The sequence below is a fragment of the Blautia coccoides genome (genome assembly GCF_034355335.1).
Lineage (GTDB): Bacteria > Bacillota > Clostridia > Lachnospirales > Lachnospiraceae > Blautia > Blautia producta.
Map to the genome: position 1 here is coordinate 3,545,609 of NZ_CP136422.1, position 23,644 is coordinate 3,569,252.

The 23,644-nt window shown below is 47.4% G+C and carries 21 protein-coding genes and 1 other annotated feature; of the genes, 1 reads left to right on the top strand and 20 read right to left on the bottom strand.

Annotation, left to right across the window (positions count from 1 at the left end):
• Positions 1–35 precede the first annotated feature (35 nt).
• Positions 36–935 carry a putative ABC transporter permease gene (locus BLCOC_RS15965; protein WP_115625420.1) on the bottom strand — a complete coding sequence of 300 codons (900 nt, stop codon included), beginning with the start codon at positions 933–935 and terminating at the stop codon, positions 36–38.
• Between the two features lie 317 nt (positions 936–1,252).
• On the opposite strand from BLCOC_RS15965, the gene BLCOC_RS15970 reads away from it, so the two are divergent.
• Positions 1,253–2,368 carry a ribonuclease H-like domain-containing protein gene (locus BLCOC_RS15970; protein ID WP_165907270.1) on the top strand — a complete coding sequence of 372 codons (1,116 nt, stop codon included), beginning with the start codon at positions 1,253–1,255 and terminating at the stop codon, positions 2,366–2,368.
• Positions 2,369–2,470: 102 nt separating this feature from the next.
• On the opposite strand, the gene rpsA is transcribed toward BLCOC_RS15970, so the two are convergent.
• The 19 genes from rpsA to tyrS form a co-directional block, all read right to left on the bottom strand.
• Positions 2,471–3,565 (bottom strand): 30S ribosomal protein S1, encoded by a 1,095-nt coding sequence (gene rpsA, locus BLCOC_RS15975; protein ID WP_018597981.1) that lies wholly within the window; start codon positions 3,563–3,565, stop codon positions 2,471–2,473.
• Positions 3,546–4,397 carry a 4-hydroxy-3-methylbut-2-enyl diphosphate reductase gene (gene ispH, locus BLCOC_RS15980; RefSeq protein ID WP_115622748.1) on the bottom strand — a complete coding sequence of 284 codons (852 nt, stop codon included), beginning with the start codon at positions 4,395–4,397 and terminating at the stop codon, positions 3,546–3,548. The genes rpsA and ispH overlap by 20 nt, the downstream gene beginning before the upstream one ends.
• 10 nt (positions 4,398–4,407) lie before the next feature.
• Positions 4,408–5,076, bottom strand: coding sequence for a (d)CMP kinase (gene cmk / locus BLCOC_RS15985; RefSeq protein WP_115622749.1), 669 nt, complete (start codon positions 5,074–5,076; stop codon positions 4,408–4,410).
• A gap of 29 nt (positions 5,077–5,105) precedes the next feature.
• On the bottom strand, positions 5,106–6,344 hold the full coding sequence (locus BLCOC_RS15990; protein WP_115622750.1) for a BaiN/RdsA family NAD(P)/FAD-dependent oxidoreductase: 1,239 nt from the start codon (positions 6,342–6,344) through the stop codon (positions 5,106–5,108).
• A gap of 24 nt (positions 6,345–6,368) precedes the next feature.
• The gene (locus BLCOC_RS15995; protein WP_115622751.1) at positions 6,369–7,292 is read right to left on the bottom strand and encodes a MurR/RpiR family transcriptional regulator; all 924 of its coding nucleotides are present in this window, start codon (positions 7,290–7,292) and stop codon (positions 6,369–6,371) included.
• Positions 7,293–7,340: 48 nt separating this feature from the next.
• Positions 7,341–7,487: a hypothetical protein gene (locus BLCOC_RS16000; RefSeq protein ID WP_165907271.1), complete on the bottom strand. Its 147-nt coding sequence runs from the start codon at positions 7,485–7,487 to the stop codon at positions 7,341–7,343.
• A 495-nt stretch (positions 7,488–7,982) separates the two neighbouring features.
• Positions 7,983–9,395 (bottom strand): oxaloacetate decarboxylase subunit alpha, encoded by a 1,413-nt coding sequence (locus BLCOC_RS16005; RefSeq protein ID WP_115622753.1) that lies wholly within the window; start codon positions 9,393–9,395, stop codon positions 7,983–7,985.
• A gap of 85 nt (positions 9,396–9,480) precedes the next feature.
• Complete coding sequence (locus BLCOC_RS16010) at positions 9,481–10,638, bottom strand: sodium ion-translocating decarboxylase subunit beta (protein WP_029468781.1); 1,158 nt, start codon at positions 10,636–10,638, stop codon at positions 9,481–9,483.
• A gap of 116 nt (positions 10,639–10,754) precedes the next feature.
• On the bottom strand, positions 10,755–11,126 hold the full coding sequence (locus tag BLCOC_RS16015; RefSeq protein WP_018597972.1) for a biotin/lipoyl-binding carrier protein: 372 nt from the start codon (positions 11,124–11,126) through the stop codon (positions 10,755–10,757).
• An 18-nt stretch (positions 11,127–11,144) separates the two neighbouring features.
• Positions 11,145–11,912: an OadG family transporter subunit gene (locus BLCOC_RS16020; RefSeq protein WP_115622754.1), complete on the bottom strand. Its 768-nt coding sequence runs from the start codon at positions 11,910–11,912 to the stop codon at positions 11,145–11,147.
• A 14-nt stretch (positions 11,913–11,926) separates the two neighbouring features.
• The gene (locus BLCOC_RS16025) at positions 11,927–13,363 is read right to left on the bottom strand and encodes an acyl-CoA carboxylase subunit beta (RefSeq protein ID WP_018597970.1); all 1,437 of its coding nucleotides are present in this window, start codon (positions 13,361–13,363) and stop codon (positions 11,927–11,929) included.
• Positions 13,364–13,782: 419 nt separating this feature from the next.
• Positions 13,783–14,565: a tryptophan synthase subunit alpha gene (gene trpA / locus BLCOC_RS16030; RefSeq protein ID WP_029468779.1), complete on the bottom strand. Its 783-nt coding sequence runs from the start codon at positions 14,563–14,565 to the stop codon at positions 13,783–13,785.
• Entirely contained in the window at positions 14,558–15,742 is a 1,185-nt protein-coding gene (trpB, locus tag BLCOC_RS16035) for a tryptophan synthase subunit beta (protein WP_029468778.1), read from the bottom strand. Before trpB ends, trpA begins: the two co-directional genes overlap by 8 nt.
• Before the next feature lie 22 nt (positions 15,743–15,764).
• A complete protein-coding gene (locus BLCOC_RS16040; RefSeq protein ID WP_115622756.1) occupies positions 15,765–16,400 on the bottom strand; it encodes a phosphoribosylanthranilate isomerase in 636 nt (211 codons plus the stop codon).
• A complete protein-coding gene (trpC, locus tag BLCOC_RS16045) occupies positions 16,390–17,187 on the bottom strand; it encodes an indole-3-glycerol phosphate synthase TrpC (protein ID WP_115622757.1) in 798 nt (265 codons plus the stop codon). Before trpC ends, BLCOC_RS16040 begins: the two co-directional genes overlap by 11 nt.
• A gap of 16 nt (positions 17,188–17,203) precedes the next feature.
• Positions 17,204–18,808 carry a bifunctional anthranilate synthase component II/anthranilate phosphoribosyltransferase gene (locus tag BLCOC_RS16050; RefSeq protein ID WP_115622758.1) on the bottom strand — a complete coding sequence of 535 codons (1,605 nt, stop codon included), beginning with the start codon at positions 18,806–18,808 and terminating at the stop codon, positions 17,204–17,206.
• Positions 18,805–20,271 (bottom strand): anthranilate synthase component I, encoded by a 1,467-nt coding sequence (trpE, locus tag BLCOC_RS16055; protein ID WP_115625421.1) that lies wholly within the window; start codon positions 20,269–20,271, stop codon positions 18,805–18,807. The genes BLCOC_RS16050 and trpE overlap by 4 nt, the downstream gene beginning before the upstream one ends.
• A 60-nt stretch (positions 20,272–20,331) precedes the next feature.
• Positions 20,332–20,601 (bottom strand) — a binding site (T-box leader).
• Between the two features lie 91 nt (positions 20,602–20,692).
• Positions 20,693–22,009, bottom strand: coding sequence for a hypothetical protein (locus BLCOC_RS16060; RefSeq protein WP_115622759.1), 1,317 nt, complete (start codon positions 22,007–22,009; stop codon positions 20,693–20,695).
• 352 nt (positions 22,010–22,361) lie between these two features.
• Positions 22,362–23,585 (bottom strand): tyrosine--tRNA ligase, encoded by a 1,224-nt coding sequence (tyrS, locus tag BLCOC_RS16065; RefSeq protein ID WP_029468773.1) that lies wholly within the window; start codon positions 23,583–23,585, stop codon positions 22,362–22,364.
• Positions 23,586–23,644: the final 59 nt, after the last annotated feature.

Below are 23,644 nucleotides of genomic sequence, written 5' to 3' on the forward strand. Positions count from 1 at the left end.
AGTCCCTCCTTTAATTGAATAATATAAGAAGCCAGTTAATGTTTTTTGGCTTTTCTTTCTTTATAGCGCCTGAACTCTGCGCGCAGTCCGGGATAAGCATGGATCATACGCTTTCCCACAATGTTGGATTTCTTCCTTGCAGATAAATATTTCTCTGAGAATTCATCCATGCGCCTCTCCAGTTCCGCCTTCTTTTCCATATAATTCTCAGAAAGAGAAAAGCGTTCCTCCAGTAATTTTGAAAACTCTACTTTCTTTATGCCGATCTTCTCCGCAGCATCGGCCAGATTAAATGCTCTGATCTCCTCCAGTTTATCCCGTATTTCTTCTTTTGTCTCATATAATCTTGTAGTCTGCAGATATGCGGTTAAATCCTCCAGCATGTCTTCCAGCCTTGCTAGTCTCTTGCTGATACCGAACGCCGCCACTGCCGAGGTGACAAAATCCACGCCATACAAAATCGCCGCAGCACTTACTGCAATCTTTCCAACGGAAACAGGGTAAAGGCCGGTCAGCCATTCCACAAAAGGCTGCAACACCTTGAACAGCAAAATCGTGAAGATACCCCAGGCAAGGGAAGAACCGAGACAGATATACCCGTACAGGTTGAATTTTTTCCGGCTGTAATCCCACCATCTGGTATGAAAGATCGTCTCCATCAGCCATCCGGTTATAAATTCCAGTACAGTGGGAACCACCACGCCTCCTATATAGAGCACCAGAAGATCCTGATCGAAATTTTTCAGGATCAGATAGACACTGACAGCACCGAAGCCGTAAATGGTACAGAACGGACCATTGATAAATCCTCTGTTCACAGGTTTTCTTGATTTGACGGAAACGTAGCAGGATTCCCACACCCATCCTAAAAAACTATAGATAAAAAACCAGCTTATGATATAATACAGAGAGATTCCTGCAACTTTAAAATCCATAGACGCCTCCTTTTTATGTCCCTTCTGAGGCATACCTGCGTAACAATTCAGCCCGGTCTGCCGGTTTCCTGTACAGACCATATGGATATGTAGTGACTGCAGATATCCCGCCCCGGCCAAGTATCTCGCAGGGGTGGATGCCCATAACAGCTCAGATATCCGGGCTGTTATATATTTGCTGTGTATAAAGTCAAAGGATGCCCCATTGGGTATTTACTACGTCTTTATATAATATAACATTATTTTCAAAAAACTGCTACAATGATTTGGCTATTTTTCGTATTATTTTTTATACAATCAGAAAGGTTATTGTTAAAATGCTAACAAACAAGATATTTAATTATCAATTCATGCCAGAATATGCTAAACTCTTTCTTCCCGCAGATATTCAGGAAGAAGACATTTTATTTTTTGACATTGAAACAACAGGACTGAGCCACAGAAACAGCCGTGTATATCTGATCGGGGCAGCTCTGTGCGCAGAGGGGAAGTGGGAAATGATCCAGTTTCTCGCCCAGGAGGAAAGTGAGGAGGAAGAACGCGCTGTACTGGAAGCCTTTCAGTCCCTGTGCGCCCAGAAACGCTGTTTCGTGCACTTTAACGGCAGCACCTTTGACATTCCCTACCTGCAGCACAAATATCAAAGCTGCCGGCTTACAGCGCCCTTCACAGACGCTGTCTCCATTGACCTGTACCGGATACTTCGGCCATTCCGCCCGCTTTTGCAGACCCCCAATTTCCGCCAGAAATCCTTGGAGCCTCTGGCAGGATACAAAAGACAGGATACCATGGACGGCAAAGAACTGATAAAAGTCTACCGGACCTATGCCAAAACAGGCCAGGAATCCCTTTTAAAGCTCCTGTTTCTTCACAACCACGATGATGTGGAGGGCATGGGCCGTCTACTGGCTTTCGGGGCTATTCTGGCTCTTTTCAGAGGTGAATTCCGGGTGCATTCTGTTCTGGCAGTAACAGATAAAGCTATGGATGGAAGTCTCCTCCAGGAAGTCCTCTTCACAGTAAAGCTCCCCCTCTCATTTCCAGTCCCGCTCTCTTTTTCTCTGCCCTGTGCTTACGTTACTCTGGAAAAGGACTGCTGCAAAATGAAAATGCCCCTTTTAGAAGGCACTTTAAAATATTATTATGCTGACTATAAAAATTATTACTATCTTCCTCTGGAGGATGAGGCTGTGCACAAAAGTGTGGGGGTATATGTGGACCCTTCCTGCCGGGAAAAGGCCAAAGCTTCCAACTGCTGTAAAAGGGTGAGCGGCTATTTTCTCCGCGCTTTCGGCACGCCCTGTATGCCTGTGCTCAAGGAGTCTTATGAATCCGGCGACTCTTACATCCAGTGGACAGACAGTTTTCTTCAAAATCAGGAGATGCAGAAATCCTATCTGCTTGAATATCTGAAAAGCCAGGTGCACATCTGATAAATCGGAAATAAGACCGGCAGCGAATTGACTCCGCTGCCGGTCTTTTATGTTCCGGGGCAAAAATGCACACAGCAATTCTGCCTTTAGAATTCATATATCTTATTCTTCTGTATCGTAAGCGTCTTCTTCTCTGTCTTCGGAAGCAGGCTCCAGAGCTTTCATGCTCAGGCTGATCTTCTTCTCTTCGCCATTGAAATCCACAACTTTAGCGGTAACGATCTGTCCCACAGATAATACATCAGACGGTTTGTCCACATGTGCTCTGGAAATCTGGGATACATGCAGTAAAGCATCTACACCCGGCTCCAGCTCGATGAATGCACCGAAATCTGTCATACGTGCGATTCTGCCTTCTACAATGTTGCCTGCAGCGTATTTCTCTGCTGCATCCAGCCATGGATTCTGATCCTCGAATTTCAGACTCAGAGCGATCTTGTCGCCGTTGATATCTTTGATCAGCACTTTGATAGACTCGCCGGCTTTGAATACCTTTTTCGGGTTCTCCACTCTGCCCCAGGACATCTCAGAGATGTGAAGCAGTCCGTCAGCTCCGCCTAAATCAATGAAAGCACCAAAATCTGTTACATTTTTGATCGTACCCTCAACCACATCACCCGGATGGATCCTCTCGAACAGCTCTTTCTGCATTTCAGCTTTTTTAGCCATCAGAAGCTGTTTGCGGTCACCAATGATACGGCGTCTTCTCGGGTTGAACTCTGTGATCACAAATTCAATTTCCTGATCCTGATATTTTGTCAGGTCTTTTTCATAAGAATCGGATACCAGACTTGCCGGAATGAACACTCTTGCCTCATCTAAGACAACACTTAATCCGCCATCCAGAACCTGTGTAACTTTTGCTGTCAGGACTTCTTTATTTTCAAAAGCTTCCTCCAGTCTCTTATTGCCTTTCTCAGCAGCCAGTCTCTTATAAGTTAAGAGAACCTGTCCTTCGCCGTCGTTGACTTTCAGAACCTTTGCCTCCATGGTGTCTCCTACGGAAACTACAGTAGTCAGGTCAAGATTAGAATCGTTGGAATATTCGTTTCTTGTGATGATACCATCTGCTTTATAGCCAATGTTCAGGATAATCTCATCTTCTTTAACACCGATGATAGTACCTTCGACTACCTCCCCATTTCTGATTGTCTTAAATGATTCGTCTAACATCTGTTCAAAACTTAATTCTGACATGTTTTGAAACCTCCTCAATTATTTTATTTGGGGTTGAAGCCCCTGCTGTAATACCTACACATTGAATGGATCGAAAACTATCAGAATCCAAGTCAGCAAGTGTCTGTATAAAGTATGTGTTTTTACATACGCCTTTACATATCTCGAACAGCTTTTGGGTGTTCGAACTATGTTTGCCTCCTATGACAATCATGGCGTCTACTGTCTTTGCAATCTCTGCCGCTTCTGCCTGTCGCTCATTGGTTGCATTGCAAATCGTATTTAAAACAAGTCTATCATACCTCTTTTTGGCTAAAATTTCAACTAGTTCTTGAAAATTCTTGTAATTAAATGTCGTCTGCGATACAATACATACATTTTCGTGGCCTTCCCGGAGGAAATTTTCAGCTTCTTCCCTGGTTTTTATCACAGTGGAGGGTCCATCACACCAGCCGCGGATTCCCTCCACTTCCGGGTGGTCTCTGTTCCCGATTATGACGATATGACGTCCCGCACGGCTTTCACGCTCCACGATCCTGTGTATCTTCAGCACAAAGGGGCAGGTCACATCCACATAATCCAGTCCCTTTTCCCTGAGAAGCTGGTAAATCTTTTTAGGCACCCCGTGGGAACGGATGATGACAGTTCCCTCTGTGAGGGCCAGAAGCTCCTCCTCGCTGTTCAGAACCGACACACCTCGTTTTTCCAGATCTTCCACAACCTCCTCGTTGTGAATGATAGGCCCGTAAGTATAAACAGGAGATTCCTTCTCTCCTGCAACCTCGTATACTTTTTCCACTGCCCGTTTCACACCGAAGCAAAAGCCGGCGCTCTTGGCTGTCTTTACTTCCATAGCAACTCCTTCAGCTTTTTTTCTTGCCGCAGACAGCGGTCATGGCATCCAGAACCTCCTCAATGGTCATATCGGAGGAATCCAGAAGAACCGCATCCTCTGCCTTTTTAAGCGGCGAGATTTCCCGGCTCATGTCCTGATGATCCCGTTTCTCAATATCCGCCTCTATTTGTGCCAGATCTGCCTCCATACCCTTTTCCAGATATTCTTTAAAGCGTCTCACGGCTCTTGTATGGACACTGGCTGTCAGATATATTTTAACGTCTGCATCCGGCAGTACACAGGTACCGATATCCCTTCCGTCCATGACCACATCCGTCTTAGCCGCAAGCTGTCTCTGAAGCTCCACCAGTTTTTCCCGGATCCTGCCGTTTTGCGCGCTTGCGGAGGCCATATTGCCCACCTCCTCGCTCCGTATAAGACTGCTTACATCCTCGCCGTTCAGAAGCACCTTCTGGACACCGTCCTCATGTATAATAGAGATATCCACACTTTCACAGGCTTTTTCTATCCTGCCGCTGTCATCTGCGCTTATATTTTCCCTCAGCAGATAGAGGGCCATAGCGCGGTACATGGCTCCTGTATCCACATAAATGTAGGAAAGCCTTTTCGCAAGCGCCCTGGCTATGGTGCTCTTGCCTGCACCTGCTGGACCATCGATCGCAATATTAAATGCCATTTTGTTTTACATCTCCTTTGTGACTCTTATTATATACTTTCATTTATGGATGAGGCAGCCGCGAAAGCCGTAGACCAGGCAATCTGCAGATTAAACCCGCCGGTCAGCGCATCCAGATCCAGAACCTCTCCGATAAAATAGAGGCCCTGTATTCTTTTCGACTCCATGCTCCCCGGCTGGATCTCGCCGGTCTTCACACCCCCCTGGGTAATGATGGCCTCCTTGAAATCCCGAAGCCCGGTAATGGTCAGAGGAAACGCTTTGATCAGAGAGACAAAATGCCGCCTCTCCTCCCTGGTGATCTCATTGACCTTTTTCTCCGGAGGAATCCCAGAGAGTTCCAGCATAACAGGCTCCATCTTAGCCGGGAACAGACTTCCCACGGAATTTTTAAACTGCCGGTTTTTGTTCTCCTCAAAATCCCGAAGGATCCTGGCATCAAGCTGCTCCTCTGAAAGTGCTGCTTTTACATCAATATACCCCTGCAATTCCTTCTTTTTCAGCCTTTTGGCAATCTTTGAACTGGCCGTCAGCACCAACGGGCCGGATATGCCGAAATGTGTAAAAAGAAGTTCTCCAAACTCATCATAGAGCACCTTTTTTCCATCCTTCACCGTGAAACGCACATTTTTCAATGCCAGTCCCTGCATCCGGCTCACATACGTCTCACTGACCTCCAGAGGCACCAGAGCCGGGAAAAGCTCTGTCACGGTATGACCGGACTCTTTTGCAAAGCGATAGCCGTCCCCGGTGGAGCCGGTAGCCTGATAAGAATACCCTCCGCAGGCCACGATCACCTTATCCCCGGTGATCTCGGCACCGTCCGCAAGCCGGATCCCCACAGCGCGTCCGTCTTCCAAAAGCAGATTTTCCGCCTCAGCGTGCAGGTGCACTTTTACGCCTGCGGCCTGCATCCGCTGTTCCAGTGCCCTGATAATATCCGAGGAGTGATCAGATACCGGAAATACCCGGTTCCCCCTCTCCGTCTTCAGCTTAACGCCCAGAGAGGTAAAAAAGTCCATCACATCCTGGCTGGTGTACCCGTAATAGGCACTGTACAGAAATTTGGGATTGGAAACCACCGATTCAAAAAAAGTCTCCGGGTCACAGTCATTTGTCACATTACAGCGCCCTTTTCCTGTAATAAAAAGCTTTTTTCCTAATTTTTCATTTTTTTCAAACACATGCACCTGATGACCCTTCTCAGCCAGAAATACAGATGCGAACATGCCGGCAGCCCCGCCGCCGATAATAATTATTTTTGCCATTGCAGGCTCCTTTATTCGCGTGATCTAATCCTCCAGGCCGTCCGGATTCTTCAGCTCTATATCCTGTCCGTCAGCCATATTGATCTCATCATTATTATAAACCTGATATTCATCCCATATTTTTTCCAAATCCTCTAAAGTCGCCACCACTTCTTTCTGTTTGCGCATGCACAGCGCCACCACCAGCGCATTGATCACGCTCAGCGGCGCCACCAGGGAATCCACAATAGAAGCCATGTCGCTTCTGGCGATCAGATTACAGGAGGAATACAGGTTCATCGGAGAATGTATGCTGTCTGTCAGGGTTATTACCTTGGCACTTCTGTTATTGGCAAATTCCAGCGCTTTCAGTGTCCGCATGGAATACCTTGGAAAACTGATCCCAATAATAACATCATCTCCACTTATATGGATCATCTGTTCAAACAGTTCACTGGAACTGTTGGTATGCATCAGATGTACGTGATCAAACAAAAGATTAAAATAAAATCCCAAAAAGCTTGCCAGAGGAGCGCAGCTTCGTATCCCGACAATATAGATACTCTTGGCTCTCAGAATCGTTTCCACAGCCAGTTCAAAAGCGCCGTGGTCAATATGCTCCATGGTCAGCTTGATCTTATCAATATCCGAATGCAGCACCGTATCCAGGATCTCTGACTGGGGAACCCTGCCATAGGTCACTTCCATACGCTGTATAGAATTCAGCTTATTCCTAACCAGCTCCTCCAAAGCCTTCTGAAACTCCGGATACCCTTTATACCCCAGATGGATGGCAAACCGCACCACAGTAGACTCACTGACACCAACGGTCTCCCCCAACTTGGCAGCCGTAAGAAAAGCAGCCTTGTCATAATTGTCATTAATATAGGTAGCTAATTTCTTCTGCCCCTTGCTGAAGTTCTGATACTGCTTATTCATCTTACTGAGTAAATTTTCCGCATTACCCATGTCTGTCCCCTCTTCAAACCTTACCTAAAGGTATTTTACAGCAACCATTCACAAGCCCCAAACCCGCTCATAAACAGCAGCCTTTCGTAACATACGAGCAAATTCTGCCCACACATGGGTTATAATACCACAAATCCAAATTTTTTTCACTAAAAAATTTCGATTCTTCTCACTCCAAAGATTTCTCTCCGCCACTCCACCCCCTCCTTCTACGCCGCTCCAACGCTCCTTCTCCGCCACTCCAACGATTCTTCCTTACCGCTCCAACGATTCTTCCTTGCCGCTCCAACGATTCTTCCTTGCCGCTCCAACGATTCTTCCTTGCCGCTCCAACGATTCTTCCTTGCCGCTCCAACGATTCTTCCTTGCCGCTCCAACGCTCCTCCCCATGCCGCTACACATACGCAGCCAATACCAGGAAGCGGAGATGAGAGGGCCGGGGACGCAGGAGGCCGGGGAACGATGTTCCAGTGGAGCGCTGTGGAGATCCACCTGCCCCAGTTACTTAATGAAGAGGCCAATGCCGATGAATTTAGTAACTGGGAGCAGGTTAGCTCCACGGCAGCGGAACGCTTCGTTCCCCGGCCTCCTGCGTCCCCGGCCCTCTCATCTCCGCTTCCGTCCCCCTTAATAAAAAAAGAAGGCCAAAGGCACCGTCACCACGGCACCCTCGCCCTTCTATGCTAAACATTAAACAGGATAAGCCCCATTCTCCGTATCCGCAGCCTTAGGATCCACCTTAGTCTTCTGTGCTTCTCTATACTTGAAGAACTCGGTTGCCACCTGCGGGAATAACGCATAAGACAATACGTCCTCTTCCTGTTCGGACCACTGTGCCATTTCATTTCTTAAAGTATCCAGTTCATCCGGGATCAAATCAGCCGGACGGCAGGTGATCGGCTCTGTATCACCGATACACTTCTTCTGTACTTCAGGATCAAACGGTTTAACCGTAGCACCGTATTTTCCGCTGAGAACGTCTTTTGTCTCTTTTGTAACCATTTTGTAGCGCTCGCCCATAATTACGTTGAATACAGCCTGTGTACCAACGATCTGTGAGGACGGAGTTACCAGAGGCGGCTCGCCCAGGTCTTTACGCACTCTCGGCACTTCCTCCAGAACCTCGTAGAACTTGTCTTCTGCGTGCTGTTCCTTTAACTGGCTGGTCAGGTTGGAGAGCATACCGCCCGGCACCTGATACAGCAGAGTCTTAATATTAACACCCAGGTTCTTAGGATTCAGCAGACCGCTTTCCAGCGCCTCATCACGGATCGGGCGGAAATAATCAGCGATCTCTGCCAGAAGATTCTGGTCAAATCCTGTGTCATAAGGTGTTCCCTTGAATGTCTCAACCATAACCTCTGTAGCCGGCTGGGATGTTCCCAGAGCGAAAGGAGACATAGCAGTATCGATCACGTCTACGCCTGCCTCTACAGCTTTTAAGTAAGTCATGGAAGCAACACCTGAGGTATAGTGTGTGTGGAGCTGGATCGGAATATCCACAGCAGCTTTCAGAGCAGTTACCAGATTTGTTGCCTCATACGGAACCAACAGACCGGCCATATCCTTGATACAGATAGAATTTGCACCCATATCCTCTACTCTTTTTGCCATGTCTACCCAGTAATCCATAGTGTAAGCATCGCCCAAGGTGTAGGACAGAGCCACCTGTGCATGTCCTTTTTCCTTGTTGGAAGCTTTTACTGCTGTCTGCAGGTTTCTCAAGTCATTCAGACAGTCAAAAATACGGATAATGTCAATACCGTTGGCAATGGATTTCTGTACGAAATACTCTACCACGTCATCCCCATAAGGACGGTATCCCAGAATGTTCTGACCACGGAACAGCATCTGCAGTTTCGTATTCTTAAATCCGTCACGGAACTTACGCAGTCTCTCCCATGGATCTTCTTTTAAGAAACGAAGGGATGCATCAAAGGTTGCACCGCCCCAGCACTCTACGGAATGATAACCGACTTTATCCAGTTTATCTACGATCGGCAGCATCTGCTCTGTGGACATTCTGGTCGCAATCAGGGACTGATGTGCATCACGTAAGATTGTTTCAGTAATCTTAATAGGTTTTTTTACTACCTCTGCCATCTTAATTTCCTCCTAAAATTTTGAAATCATGACAATAAGAAAATCCTAAATAAATTTAGAATCGTTATATGGATTTTCTTAAATATTAAACACCGAAGATTGCCATGAAGGTACCCGCTGCTACTGCAGTACCGATAACGCCTGCAACATTCGGGCCCATTGCGTGCATCAGCAGGAAGTTAGTCGGGTCTGCCTCAGCACCAACCTTCTGGGATACACGGGCTGCCATAGGAACGGCAGATACTCCGGCTGAACCGATCAGCGGGTTGATCTTACCGCCGGACAGTTTACACATCAGTTTACCAAGAAGTACACCGCCTGCCGTACCGATCGCAAATGCAACCAGACCTAAAACGACGATTTTCAGGGTATCCAGTTTCAAAAATGCCTCTGCGCTTGTAGAAGCACCTACGGAAGTTCCCAGTAAGATAACTACAATATACATAAGAGCATTGGATGCTGTCTCACTTAACTGTTTTACAACACCTGATTCGCGGAACAGGTTACCAAGCATCAGCATACCAACCAGCGGAGCTGTTGTAGGAAGAATCAGACAAACAACAACGGTGATGATGATCGGGAACAGGATTTTTTCCAGTTTGGAAACCGGGCGAAGCTGTTCCATTTTGATCTTACGTTCTTTCTCTGTAGTGAGAAGTTTCATGATCGGCGGCTGGATGATGGGAACCAGGGACATATAGGAATATGCCGCCACCGCAATCGGTCCCATAAGGACTGTCTGTCCAAGCTTACCTGCCAGGAAGATGGAAGTCGGGCCGTCAGCACCACCGATGATAGAGATGGCTGCTGCTGCTTTTCCATTGAATCCCATAAAGATTGCCAGGAAGTATGCCATGTAGATACCAAGCTGTGCCGCAGCACCCAAAAGAAAGCTCTTGGGATTGGCGATCAGAGGACCGAAGTCCGTCATGGCACCTACGCCCATGAAGATCAGGGACGGAAGAATACTCCATTCATCCATCAGATAAAAATAGTGAAGAAGTCCACCTGCATGCTCAATTCCTGCTGCGTCCGTGTATGGCAGTGCCATAATATCCGGATAGATATTAACCAACAGCATACCGAAGGCAATCGGCACCAGAAGAAGCGGTTCAAATCCTTTTTTAATTGCCAGGAAAAGAAAACCAAAGGCAACTAAAATCATAAGGTAATTTCCCCATGTCAGATTGAAAAACGCTGTCTGGTGGAGCAGGTTAGACAGTGTATCTGTAACGTTAGACATTATATTACCTCCCATTGTTCGTATTCGTGACAATAGAAAGTTTTCGATTTGTGCTTTCTATTGTATCAGCAAGATTTATCTCTTAGCTGTCGGGAATTTACAATTGTTTGTAAATTCTAGTTCATGGATGCCAGTGTATCACCGTTTTCTACGGAATCACCAACTGCCACGTCAATACTTGCAATGGTACCGTCCTGCGGAGCAACAACCGGAATTTCCATTTTCATGGCTTCCAGAATGATGATGTTATCGCCGGCTTTTACTGCCTGTCCAACATTAGCTTCCACTTTGAACACTTTACCCGGAACAGATGCGGTAACTGCCACTGCGCCTGCTGCGGATGCTGCAGGTTTTGCTGCCGGAGCGGCTTTTGGTGCTGCCTTAGGAGCAGCTTTCGGTGCTGCCGCAGGAGCTGCTGCGTTTCCTGCGCCCTCTTCTACTGTTACATCATATGCAACGCCATTAACTGTAATTGTATAAGATTTCATAACCATTTCCTCCTGTGATTAGGCTCTCTGCCAATTTCTTTTTGTTGATTTTCTGATGGAACGAACTACAAAACTGTCTGTAGATGTATTTTCAGATGCTGCGATTGCTGCCGCAATGACTGCTATCAGCTCGCCGTCATCCACAACCTCTTCCTCTGCTGCCTCCGGTATAGCTTTAGCAGCAGGAGCAGCCGGAACTTGAATTTCTTCCGGAGCAGTTTTCTTCTTGTCAAAGGACGCTACAAATCCCGGAATGTATTTCATTAAGGAAATAACAAAACACAGGAAGACCAGCATAACAAAAACAGTTCCTATACCCAGAAGTGTATTCTGTCCTGCCTGTGCCATTTTTTCACCCATTGAATATTTGGGGTCAATGGTCACATTGAGAGGATTGCCGTTTTTATCCAATGTAAAGACGCAGTCTGCGTCACGGTTCTCAAACTTACATGCCAGTGTCAGGATATAATTTCCGTCTTTGATCTCCACATCGCCTTTGGATGTCTCCACATATGCGCCCAGATCTTCGCTGGCACCGTCCCACGCAATTGCAGCGGAAGCACTGAATGCGTCATCGCCTTCCATGAGACCCGCAATAGACTCCTCGTTCAGATCAGCAATGTTGCCGACAACGCCGCCAAAGCTCTCCACAAGAGAGTCAACGGTTGCATCATCCAGCTTTTTTAAACCGCCTGTGGAGTCTTTGCTGCTGCCGCAGGCTGTCATAGCCAGAGCGCATACTCCGATCAGGATTAAACCAATTAATTTTTTCCATGTCTGCTTCATATGATTCACCTCACCTAAACCGTGCCGTGTTTCTTGCTTGGACGATCTTCTCTCTTTGTGAATAACATTTCAAAAGCACCAATCACATATTTTCTTGTATCTTCTGCCTCAATGATGGAATCCACATAGCCTCTCTTGGCAGCAGACAGGGCACTTGACTGTAAGTCAGCATATTCAGCAGCTTTTTCATTGATCGTTGCAGCATCGCTGTCTGCATACATGATCTTCGCAGCAAGACGTGCGTCCATCATACCGATCTGAGCACCCGGCCATGCGAATACCATGTCTGCTCCTGTGGATTTGCTGTTCATTGCCAGATATGCACTGCCGAATGCCTCACCGATCACGATGTTCACCTTCGGTACGGTTGCATTTGTAAATGCGTAAGTAAGCTGTGCGGCTGCCTTGGCAATGTTGGCTTCAGAGCATTTTGTTGCTTTATAGCCTTTTACATTTGTCAGAGACAGAACCGGGATTTCAAAAGCATCACAGAATTTCACGAAATCCGCTGCTTTTTTACATCCTCTTGCAGAGAGTACATTGTCAAAGGACTCTGTCTTCTCCCCTTCATCGTTGTAAACTTCGCTTCTGTTGGCAACACAGCCCACAACAGCACCGTTCAGACGGATGAATCCGGTCACCATATCTTTTGCGTATGCAGCTTTCACTTCAAAGAACTCATTGTTGTCCGCGATCTGGGAAAGTGCAATGGCGGTATCACCCACACAATTTTCCAGTTCCGGGCAAACACGGTTTAAGTCATCTGCGCAGTCTTCGTAGGAAGAATTATCTTCGTAGTTGGAAGGCAGCATGGATACCAGCTGTCTCATCTGCGCAAGGATTTCATCTTCACTTCCCAGAACATCTACCAGACCAGCCTCTTCACTCTGGTATTTTGCACTGGAAGTATCACATTTGGAAATTTCATTTCCCTCTAAAGCGTTGGGGGAGTTTACAAACAGTTTACCGCTCTTCTCTTCCATGAAGGTGAAATCGGTAAGAGCCGGAACAATTGCAAGGCCGCCGCCGCAGGTTCCAAAAATACCTGTGATCTGCGGGATCACACCTGATGCCATAACCTGTTTGGTATAAATCTCGCCAAAAGCGTTCAGCGCATCTGTGGCTTCCTGCAGTCTTAAGCCTGCGCAGTCCACAAGTCCGATAACCGGAGCGCCTGTCTTCATTGCCAGATCGTAAAGTCTGACAATCTTTTTGGCATGCATTTCACCAATGGTTCCGTTCAGAACGGAAGCGTCCTGGCTGTACACATACACCAGGCTGCCGTCGATGACACCATAACCGGTGATGACACCGTCTGACGGTGTTTCCTTTTCAGATAAGTTGAAATCTGTGTTTCTTGCTGTGACACAGCTGCCGATCTCAACAAAACTGTTCTCATCAAGTAAAGAAGCAATTCTTTTACTTGCCAAGCTTTGTGCTGTATTACTCATTTATCAGCCCTCCATTTTTTATTATTTACCTGGATTCTGCACGAAAAATCTGCGTGATAATCCGGTTTTCATGCAGAAATCGCCTCCTGGTTTTACTTTGTTGAATTAAAAGACAAAACCAATTTCTGCCGATTTTAATTGTACCTTGTTTCCGGGGATTTTTCAACAAAAATTTGTGAAATATTTAATTATTATGAATATTTTTGTTACTATTTACGGGGCATTATCCCGCAAGGCGTTTTCCCCGGGGAGATACTGCACCATACCCGGCAAAATCCCAAAGCAGCCGGCGCCATACAGATCTGATCCCCCATATCCGTGTATTTACCGCGCTGATCTGCATGGTTACGCAGGCAGGGTCTGGAAATGCGGGGCTTTACGCAAAAAAGGAGGATGGAATTTTCCATCCTCCGCTGTTCTCAGTTGTTTGCCCGGTCCACGGCAGCTTTCATTTCTTTTACATACTCCGCCACATAGGGCACACAGTCCTTTCCATATTTTGCCACAATTTTAACAATTGCAGAGCCTACAATGGCTCCGTCTGAAACCTTTGCCATGGCGTATGCCTGTTCCGGTGTGGAAATGCCGAAGCCCACGGCGCAGGGCACATCTGTGGCCCGGCGCACCAGCTCTACCATGGCGCCGATGTCCGTCTTGATCTCACTTCTCACACCGGTCACTCCCAGAGAAGAGACACAGTAGATATATCCCTTTGCCTCCTTTGCGATCATGGTGATGCGGGCATTTGAAGTGGGTGCTATAAGAGGAATGATGTCAATGCCATAGGCATCACACGCAGGCGCCAGCTCCTGTTTTTCTTCATAGGGCATATCCGGAACGATGATACCGTCCACGCCGCACTCCACACATTTTTTCATGAAGCGCTCCTTGCCATATGTAAAAATAGGATTCACATAGGTAAGAAACACGATCGGCACTGTGACCTTCTGTCTCGCCCTTTTTATCATGTCAAACAATTTGTCAGTGGTGCATCCCGCTTTTAAGGCTCTCTCATTTGCCTCCTGGATCACCGGTCCTTCTGCTGTAGGGTCAGAAAAAGGGATGCCGATCTCTATCAGATCAGCTCCTGCCTCCTCCATGGCGTACAAAAGCTGCTCTGTCACATCAAGCGTAGGGTCACCGCCTGTGATAAACGGAATAAATGCCTTTTTGTTTTCAAATGCCTGATATATTTTACTCATAAATTTCCACTCCTCTGTATCGTGCAATGGCAGCCACGTCCTTGTCGCCTCTGCCGGAAATATTTACCACTATGATCTTATCCTTATCCATGGTCGGAGCCAGTTTCCTGGCATATGCCACTGCGTGGGCGCTTTCGATAGCCGGTATGATTCCCTCTGTCTTGGAGAGGTATTCAAATGCCTCCACCGCTTCGGCGTCTGTGATCGGCACATATTTGGCCCTTCCCGTCTTGTTCAGATTGGCATGTTCCGGCCCGATACCCGGGTAATCCAGTCCTGCGGAAATGGAGTATACTGGAGCGATCTGTCCGTACTCATCCTGGCAGAACAGGGATTTCATACCATGGAAAACTCCCTCTGTTCCTTTTGCGATGGTTGCCGCATGTTTTTCCGTATCCACACCAAGCCCTGCCGCTTCACATCCGATGAGCTGCACCTGCTCATCCTTGATGAATTCATAAAACGCTCCCATGGCGTTGCTGCCGCCGCCTACACAGGCGATCACAGCATCCGGAAGTCTGCCTTCTCTTTCCTGAAGCTGTTCTTTGATCTCCTTTCCGATGATCTTCTGGAAATCACGAACGATCATAGGGAAGGGGTGGGGACCCATGACAGAACCCAACACATAAAGGGTATCGTCCATCCTTCTGGTCCACTCTCTCATGGTCTCATTTACAGCATCCTTCAAAGTGGCTGTTCCGCTGTCCACAGGGTGAACCTTTGCCCCCAGCAGTTCCATGCGGTATACGTTCAGTGCCTGGCGGTCTGTGTCCTCACGTCCCATGAAGACTTCACATTCCATCCCCATAAGGGCTGCTGCCGTAGCTGTGGCCACACCGTGCTGTCCCGCTCCCGTCTCAGCGATAACTCTCGTCTTGCCCATCTTCTTCGCAAGGAGCACCTGTCCCAGAACATTGTTGATCTTATGGGAACCGGTATGGTTCAAATCCTCTCTCTTCAGGTAGATCTTCGCGCCTCCCAGATCCTTTGTCATCTTCTCGGCATAGTACAGCAGAGAAGGGCGGCCCGCATAATTTTTCAGCAAATCGTCCAGCTCCCTGTTAAATTCCGGGTCCCTGCTGTATTTCTCATAGGCTTCCTCCAGCTCCTGCACTGCGTTCATCAGTGTCTCCGGAATGTACTGTCCTCCGTAATTGCCAAATCTTCCTTTGCTCATATTTTCATCCTCTTCTTTATAATCAATGGTTTTTCGTGTCCGAATCCTGTTCCCGGACCGCCCGGATAAATTCCCTGACCTTGTCCCTGTCTTTATATCCCTCTGTCTCCACTGCGCTGCTGACATCTGCTGCAAATGCACCGCTACTTTCAAGAGCACTCTGCACATTTTCGGCACTCAGGCCTCCGGCCAGAAAAAATGGTCTGGCAAGCCTTGGAATGAGCGACAGGTCAAATCCTTTTCCGCTTCCTCCGTACTGTCCCTTTGTATAGGTGTCAAGGAGCAGATACTCGCAGGGCAACTTCTCCGCTTCCAGGATCTGCTCCCGGCTCTGTACGCGGACTGCTTTTATCACCGGTTTCTTAGTAAATGTCTTCAGACTGCGGATATAGGCTTCATCCTCATCTCCGTGAAGCTGAATGATATCTATGATCCCCTTTTCAGCGATCCGTGCTGCCTCCCGGACCGGAGCGTTTACAAATACGCCTGCCGCCAGGATTCCATCCGCCAGTCCTGCCCTTAAGCACTCTGCCTGTTCTTCCGTGATCCGCCGGCTGCTGTTCGCAAAGACAAACCCGATAAAATCCGGACGGTACAGGTTGGCTGTCTCTATGTCCTCAGGACGCCTAAGGCCGCAGATCTTTACTTTACTGCTCATTGGATGTATCCTCTCCTTTTAGGTAAGAAAGCATTTTTTTCTTATCCCTGCTCTTCATCAGTGTCTCACCGATCAGCACAGCATTCACTTCATTTTCCTTTAAGCGCGCAATGTCCTCGGGACCTTTTATACCGCTCTCTGCCACGAACAGGATCTCTTTCGGCGCCAGAGCGCGAAGCCTTGTGCTATTTCCCACATCCACGCTGAAATCCTTCAGATTGCGGTTATTCACGCCGATGACTCTGGCTCCCGCCCACACGGCATGTGAAATTTCTTTCTCGTCATGGGCTTCCACCAAAGCGGAAATGCCCAAAGTGTCGCACACCTGAATATATCGTTTCAGAAGCACCGGCTCGATGAGCGCACAGATCAGCAGCACAGCGCTGGCACCCAGAGCCTTTGCCTCATATATCTGATACTCTTCCACCACAAAATCTTTCCTGAGAACCGGAATCTTCACATTTTCCGCAATCTCCTTCAGATAGCTGTCAGCTCCCAGAAAATATTTCGGCTCAGTCAGACAGGAGACAGCATCTGCCCCCGCCGCTTCGTATTCCTTTGCGATATCCAGATACGGAAAATCTTCTGCGATGATCCCTTTTGAAGGGGAGGCTTTTTTTACCTCACATATGAAGCTGAGTCCCTCCTTTGCCAGGGCTTTTTCAAAGGGGAATCCTGTATCTGTCTCCATTTGGTATGCCGCTTTTTTCAGGGTTCCGAGAGGGACTTTCTTTTTCTGCTGGGTCACCCGGATCTCTGTGTCTCTCGCTATCTGTTCCAGTATCATTTTTCAGTCTCCTCCTTTACTGTTCTCTTGTGGCCTTTACAAATTCATCAAATTTTGCCTGTGCCTTTTTGCTCTCTATCAGATCCCGGGCCATATCAATGCCCTCCTGCAATGTGATGCCGTCAATCCCCAGATAGAGACTCATACCCGCATTTAAAAGCACCACATCGCGTTTTGGTCCTGTCTCACGCCCGGAGAGAATATCCCTGGTGATCTGTGCGTTATCAGCAGGAGAGCCGCCCACCAGTTCAGAAAGTTCACAGCGTTTCATTCCAAACTGCTCCGGTGATATGGTGTAGCAGGAAGTCTCTCCAAAACGTATTTCGCAGACTGTGGTCTCCCCTGTCAAGGTGATCTCATCCAGGCCGTCCTCACCGCACACAGCGACTCCTCTGGTCACACCTAAGTTGCCCAGCACCTTTGCCAGCGGTTCCACCAGATTTTTGTCGTATACGCCAAGAAGCTGCATGGTAGCTGCTGCCGGGTTGGAGAGGGGGCCTAAAATATTGAACACGGTGCGCACCCCCATCTCTTTTCTCACCGGAGCCGCGTATTTCATAGAAGAGTGATAAACCGGCGCAAACATAAAGCACATCCCAGTCTTGTTGAGAATGTTCTCATTCTGTTTTGCGTCAAGAGCCACATTGGCACCCAGATTTTCCAGGACATCTGCCGCACCGCTCTTACTGGATACGCTGCGGTTTCCGTGTTTTGCCACAGGCATTCCGCCCGCTGCGACCACAAACGCCGCTGTGGTGGAAATATTAAAGGTTCCTGCCTCGTCTCCTCCCGTTCCCACAATATCTATGACTTCTCTCTCGGGTTTGATCTTGATCCCTTTTTCCCTCATGACCTCAGCAAAAGCTGTGATTTCATCTATACTCTCTCCCTGCATGCGAAGCGCCGCCAGAAAAGCTCCCATCTGTGCCTGTGTGGCAATGCCATCCATCATTTCATGCATGACTGCCTTTGCCATCTCATAATTTAAATCCTTGCCGTCCATCAGTGTATGAATTGCCTCTTTGATCATGATCTTATCTCCTCTTACAGCTTTTATATTTAAAAAATTTTCAAGTATATTCTTTCCCTGGGGTGTGAGAATGGATTCCGGATGAAACTGAAGTCCATATACCGGATACTCTCTGTGCCCTACTGCCATGATTTCCCCATTTTCCACATCCGTGGACAAGACCTGAAGACATTGGGGAATGGTTCCCTCCTCCGCTATAAGGGAGTGGTATCTGGCCGCGTCTATTTCTTCCTCCATGCCTGCGAAAATGGGACTCTCTGTCTGAAGAAATACCCGGCTTCTTTTTCCGTGCATCAAATGTCTGGCATGGCTGATCCTGGCGCCGTACACTTCACAGACAGCCTGATGTCCCAGGCAGACACCCAGGATAGGCACCCTGCCCTGCAGTCTCTGAATAACCGCTTCACAGATTCCTGCGTCCTTCGGATATCCCGGTCCCGGTGACAGGATAATGTGGGAAGGATGTAATGCCTCTATCTCCTCCACTGTCATCTCATCATTTCTTATCACCCGGATGTCCGGGTTAATGGTGCCTATCATCTGTACCAGGTTGTATGTAAAACTGTCGTAATTATCAATCAGCAATATCATAACTCTTCCACCTCCCCGGCATTTTTAATGGCCTGCATCACTGCTGCCGCTTTATTTGCCGATTCTTCGTATTCCAGCTCCGGAACACTGTCTGCCACAATTCCGCCGCCTGCCTGTACGTAGACTTTACCGTCTTTTTTGACTGCCATGCGGATAGCAATACAGGTATCCAAATTGCCGGCAAAATCCAGATAGCCGATGGCACCTCCGTAGACACCTCTCTCCATACTCTCCAGCTCCTCGATGATCTCGCATGCTCTGATTTTGGGCGCGCCGGAAAGAGTTCCCGCAGGAAGTACAGCTTCAACTGCATCCAATGCATCCTTGTCGTCCCGGATGGTTCCCTCCACCTGTGAACAAATGTGCATGATCTTAGAATAACGGTGGATCATCATATATTTCGTCACTTCCACAGAACCAAACTGACTGATGCGTCCCAGATCATTTCTCCCCAGGTCTACCAGCATATTGTGTTCTGACAGTTCCTTTTCATCCTGCAGAAGATCTTTTTCCAAAGCTTCATCCTCCTCTGCATCCGCCCCCCTTGGCCTGGAGCCTGCTACCGGGAAGGTAGTCAGCCGGCCATCCTGAAGGCGGACCAGAGTCTCCGGTGAAGTGCTCATCAGTTCTTCCTCATCAAAATGCAGGTAAACCATATACGGGGAAGGATTTGTTGTCCGAAGAACTCTGTAAGCGTTTAAAAGGCTTCCTCTCATAGGACTGCAAAACTGCCTGGAAATAACAGCCTGGAAGATATCCCCATCTCTTATATATTCTTTCGTCTTCTCTACAATGCTGCAGTATTCCTCCCTGCTCACATTACAGGTGAAATCAATCTGCTCTGGCTCCGCTTCAGCCGCAGGTACCGGTGCGCTTTTGATCAGCCCGGCGATCCTTGCGATCTCCGCTGTAGCCTCGCCATAATTCTCCATCACTTTATCCGTCCGCATATTCACAATGATACATATCTTCTGCTTCAGATGGTCATAGGCGATGACTTTGTCAAAAAGCATAACATCGTAATCGGGAAATGTGCCCTTTTTTATATGGAGCACCGGTTCCGCGTAACCGATCATAGAATATGCAAAATACCCTACAAAGCCGCCGGTAAACGGAGGCATGCCGGAAAGTCTGGGAGACTTGTAGTCTTTCATGATCTCTCTCAATACATTCAAGGGCTTTTCTGTCTCCACAATCTCTGTCTTTCCCTGTTTTTCTATATATACTTTACTGTCCCTGCAGGTCACCCGCATGACCGGGTCATATCCCAGAAAAGAATATCTTCCCCATGTCTCTCCGCCCTCTATACTCTCCAGAAGATAATATCTCTTAGAAAGCCCTGTGAGCTTGCGCAGCAGAGTGATCGGTGTTGTAACATCCGCATAGATTTCCCTGCATACAGGGACAATGGAATATTCCTCCGCCAGTTTCAAAATTGTGTTGCAGTCCGGTGTGATCGTCATGTTTTTTCCTCCCTTTCCAAAGAGCGGCAATAAAAAAGCTCCTGCCCCATCAGATTTCTCCAATGGGACAAGAGCTGTAAATTCTAAACTCCTGCGGTACCACCCATATTGCTCATATCCTTTACGTAATATGAACCGCTCTTTCATGTACTATCATACACTGCTCTTTGATAACGGATAAGCTCCCCGTCAGCGTCTACTCCCCTCCAGGAAGGTTTCAAGCTGCCCTCACAAGGCCATTCGGTAAAAACTCTTACTGCCGTATTTCCACCAACAACGGCTCTCTGGGAATAAATATTTTTACTTACTCTTCTTGTTCATCGGTTTAAAGTGTTAATCAATTCAACTTTTTTTCAATTATAATGCCGTATGGGGTATTTGTCAATAGATGATTTGAAATTTTCTTCGGCCAAGCATGGCATCATCCGGCTCTGCCTGAATTATATAGACTTTCTCTCAGCCTGACAAGCTCCTGTTTTTCGGACTGGTGCTGCTTGGCCGCGCGCAGGAGCTGGTTCTCTTTGCGGCGCACAGTCCGTTCTGCCAGCTCCAGTTTTTCTTCCAGCTCACTGTTTTTCCTTTTCATACTGCGGAAACGCTCCTCCGATTCTGTAAGCTGCTTTTTTAATTCCTCCTTTTCTCTTTCCTGCTCATCTAATTTCTGCTGCCATCTGACCGGATCATTTTCCCGGATCTTATCCAGACATTTTTTCACATATCCGGACAGTAAAACAATATAAAGAGAATAGACATACTTCTCCATACCCGAATATTTCTCAAACTCACCCAGTTCCAGTAAGAGCCGCCGTGATCTCTCGTCCAGTTCTTCTCCGCACAGCACATTCCTGTCTATGCCCCCCAGATGGAAAAGATTTTGCAGATAACAGTCAAACTCTTCATATCCCTCCACCCTAAATCCCAAGGCTGCCTGGAACGGATTCCTCACTGTTTCTTCCAGTCTCCGGTAAAAACAACTGTCCGCGCAGCCCGCTCTTCCCCAGACCTCGTATTCTAAAATTTCCTCTTTTTTACTGTCCCAGATCGTATTTCTGTCAATCATACACTCCAGAATGAGATAGAAATTTACATTCTTTTTAATCTCTACATGGCAGGTCTCAGCCAACAGGCAGATCATACAGATCTGGCTCATACCCATGGCCGGCTGTTCTGTGTAAGGCCCGGCCCACTCCTGTATCCGTTCAAAGTCCAGAGTCTCTTCTGTAAAAAGCTCCCGTCTGGCACTGCGCCATCCTTTGCGGATGCAGCCCATAAACTGATGATAAGCTTCCTCCGCCCTCTCTTCGCTGCCCTCCCGTATCTTTTCAAGCATACCAATGAGCACCTGTGCAAAATAATGTTCCTCATAGCCCAGGCAGGACAAAAAGTAATCACCGTGATACCCGTTATTCAAAAACATCTGCTGATATCCAATGATCTGCTCCGGTGCCAGCCTTTTTAACTCTTCCCTGCAGACAGGATTCTGCGCTGCTGCAAAAACGAGAAAATAAGTTACATCCAGACAGATCTCCTCTCCATCCTCCTCCAGCAGCTTTTCCAATACACGTTTCAGCTCTCTCTCGCCTTTGAGTACATTTTTTCCTGCATGCTCTCCCGGTTCTGCTGACAGATATCCGTTCTCCTCCTGAATACAATTGGGCAGTCCTTCCTCCTGCTGCAGTGCTTTTTTGATCTCATTGCGCACTTTCAGCCCTTCAAATATCATTCCTTTTTTGTTCATTCCTCATAACCTCTCTGTTCCGGCAGGCGCGTCACGATCAGAAAAACAATTGTAACTGTAAGAATGTAGTACAGCTCCAAACAATATTAGTATTCCTTTGACTCTAAATGCTGATAAATGGAAAATATACGGGAATTCCATAGAATTTTGAAATGTGGATATAGGGTGTTGCTTTAGAATTGTTTTCTGCGCGTTTTCGATCGTACAGCGCTGACCTTTTCGTGAATCCAGATTACCATATCCAAAGGTAAAATGCAATGGCATTAACAGAGAAAATCCATTTTGATGATTTTGCACAAAATGTAACGGATGCCGGGAAGCTCTGTCAGCCCCCGGCATCTCTTGTATTATATTATTTTATTGTCACTTTACGGAAGTTTTTCTTACCGCGTTTCAGCACGATTCCGTCTCCGTCCAACTTTTCTCCCGGGATCACATATTTGACATCTGTGATCTTCTCACCGTCAATTGCCACACCGCCCTGCTCAATGGCTCTTCTTCCCTCGGAACGGCTGCCTACCAAACCGCTCTTGTGCAGAAGTGTGATGAGGTCAATATTTCCTCCCTGTAAGTCTGACTGCTCGATGAAAGCTGATGGCATATCCGCTGCATTACCGCTGGTAAATAAAGCCCTTGCTGCTTCCTGGGACTTTTTAGCCTCTTCCTCGCCATGTACCAGATCAGTCAGTTCGTAAGCCAGGATCTCTTTTGCTGTGTTGAGCTGGCTGCCCTCCCATTTATCCATCTCATCAATCTGCTCCAAAGGCAGGAAGGTAAGCATGCGAAGACATTTCAGCACATCTGCGTCGCTGACATTTCTCCAATACTGATAGAAGTCAAAAGGTGTTGTCTTATTTGGATCCAGCCAGACAGCGCCTGACTGAGTTTTGCCCATCTTCTTGCCCTCTGAATTCAGAAGCAGAGTGATGGTCATGGCATACGCATCTTTTCCCAGCTTACGGCGGATCAGCTCTGTTCCGCCCAGCATATTGCTCCACTGGTCGTCTCCGCCGAACTGCATATTACAGCCGTAATTCTTGTACAGCATGTAAAAGTCATAGCTCTGCATGATCATGTAATTAAATTCAAAGAAACTCAGTCCTTTTTCCATACGCTGTTTGTAACACTCTGCGCGCAGCATATTGTTTACAGAAAAATGGGCGCCAACTTCCCTTAACATCTCCACATAGTTGAGACCCAGAAGCCAGTCCGCATTATTTACCATAAGGGCTTTGCCCTCAGAGAAGTCAATAAAACGGCTCATCTGTTTTCTGAAACAGTCACAGTTATACTGAATGGTCTCCTCTGTCATCATCTGGCGCATATCCGTTCTCCCTGAAGGATCTCCGATCATGCCTGTGCCGCCGCCCAGTAAGGCGATTGGCTTGTTGCCTGCCATCTGCAGACGTTTCATCAGGCACAGTGCCATAAAATGTCCCACATGCAGACTGTCGGCTGTAGGGTCAAAACCGATGTAAAAGGTTGCTTTTCCATTGTTTACCAGATCACGGATTTCTTCCTCATCCGTCACCTGCGCGATCAGGCCTCTGGCTGTCAGTTCTTCATAGATTTTCATACTGTTTTCTCCTTTACTTATCTGTAAATTGTGATCGGACGAAAGCCGTATCTGTGCTT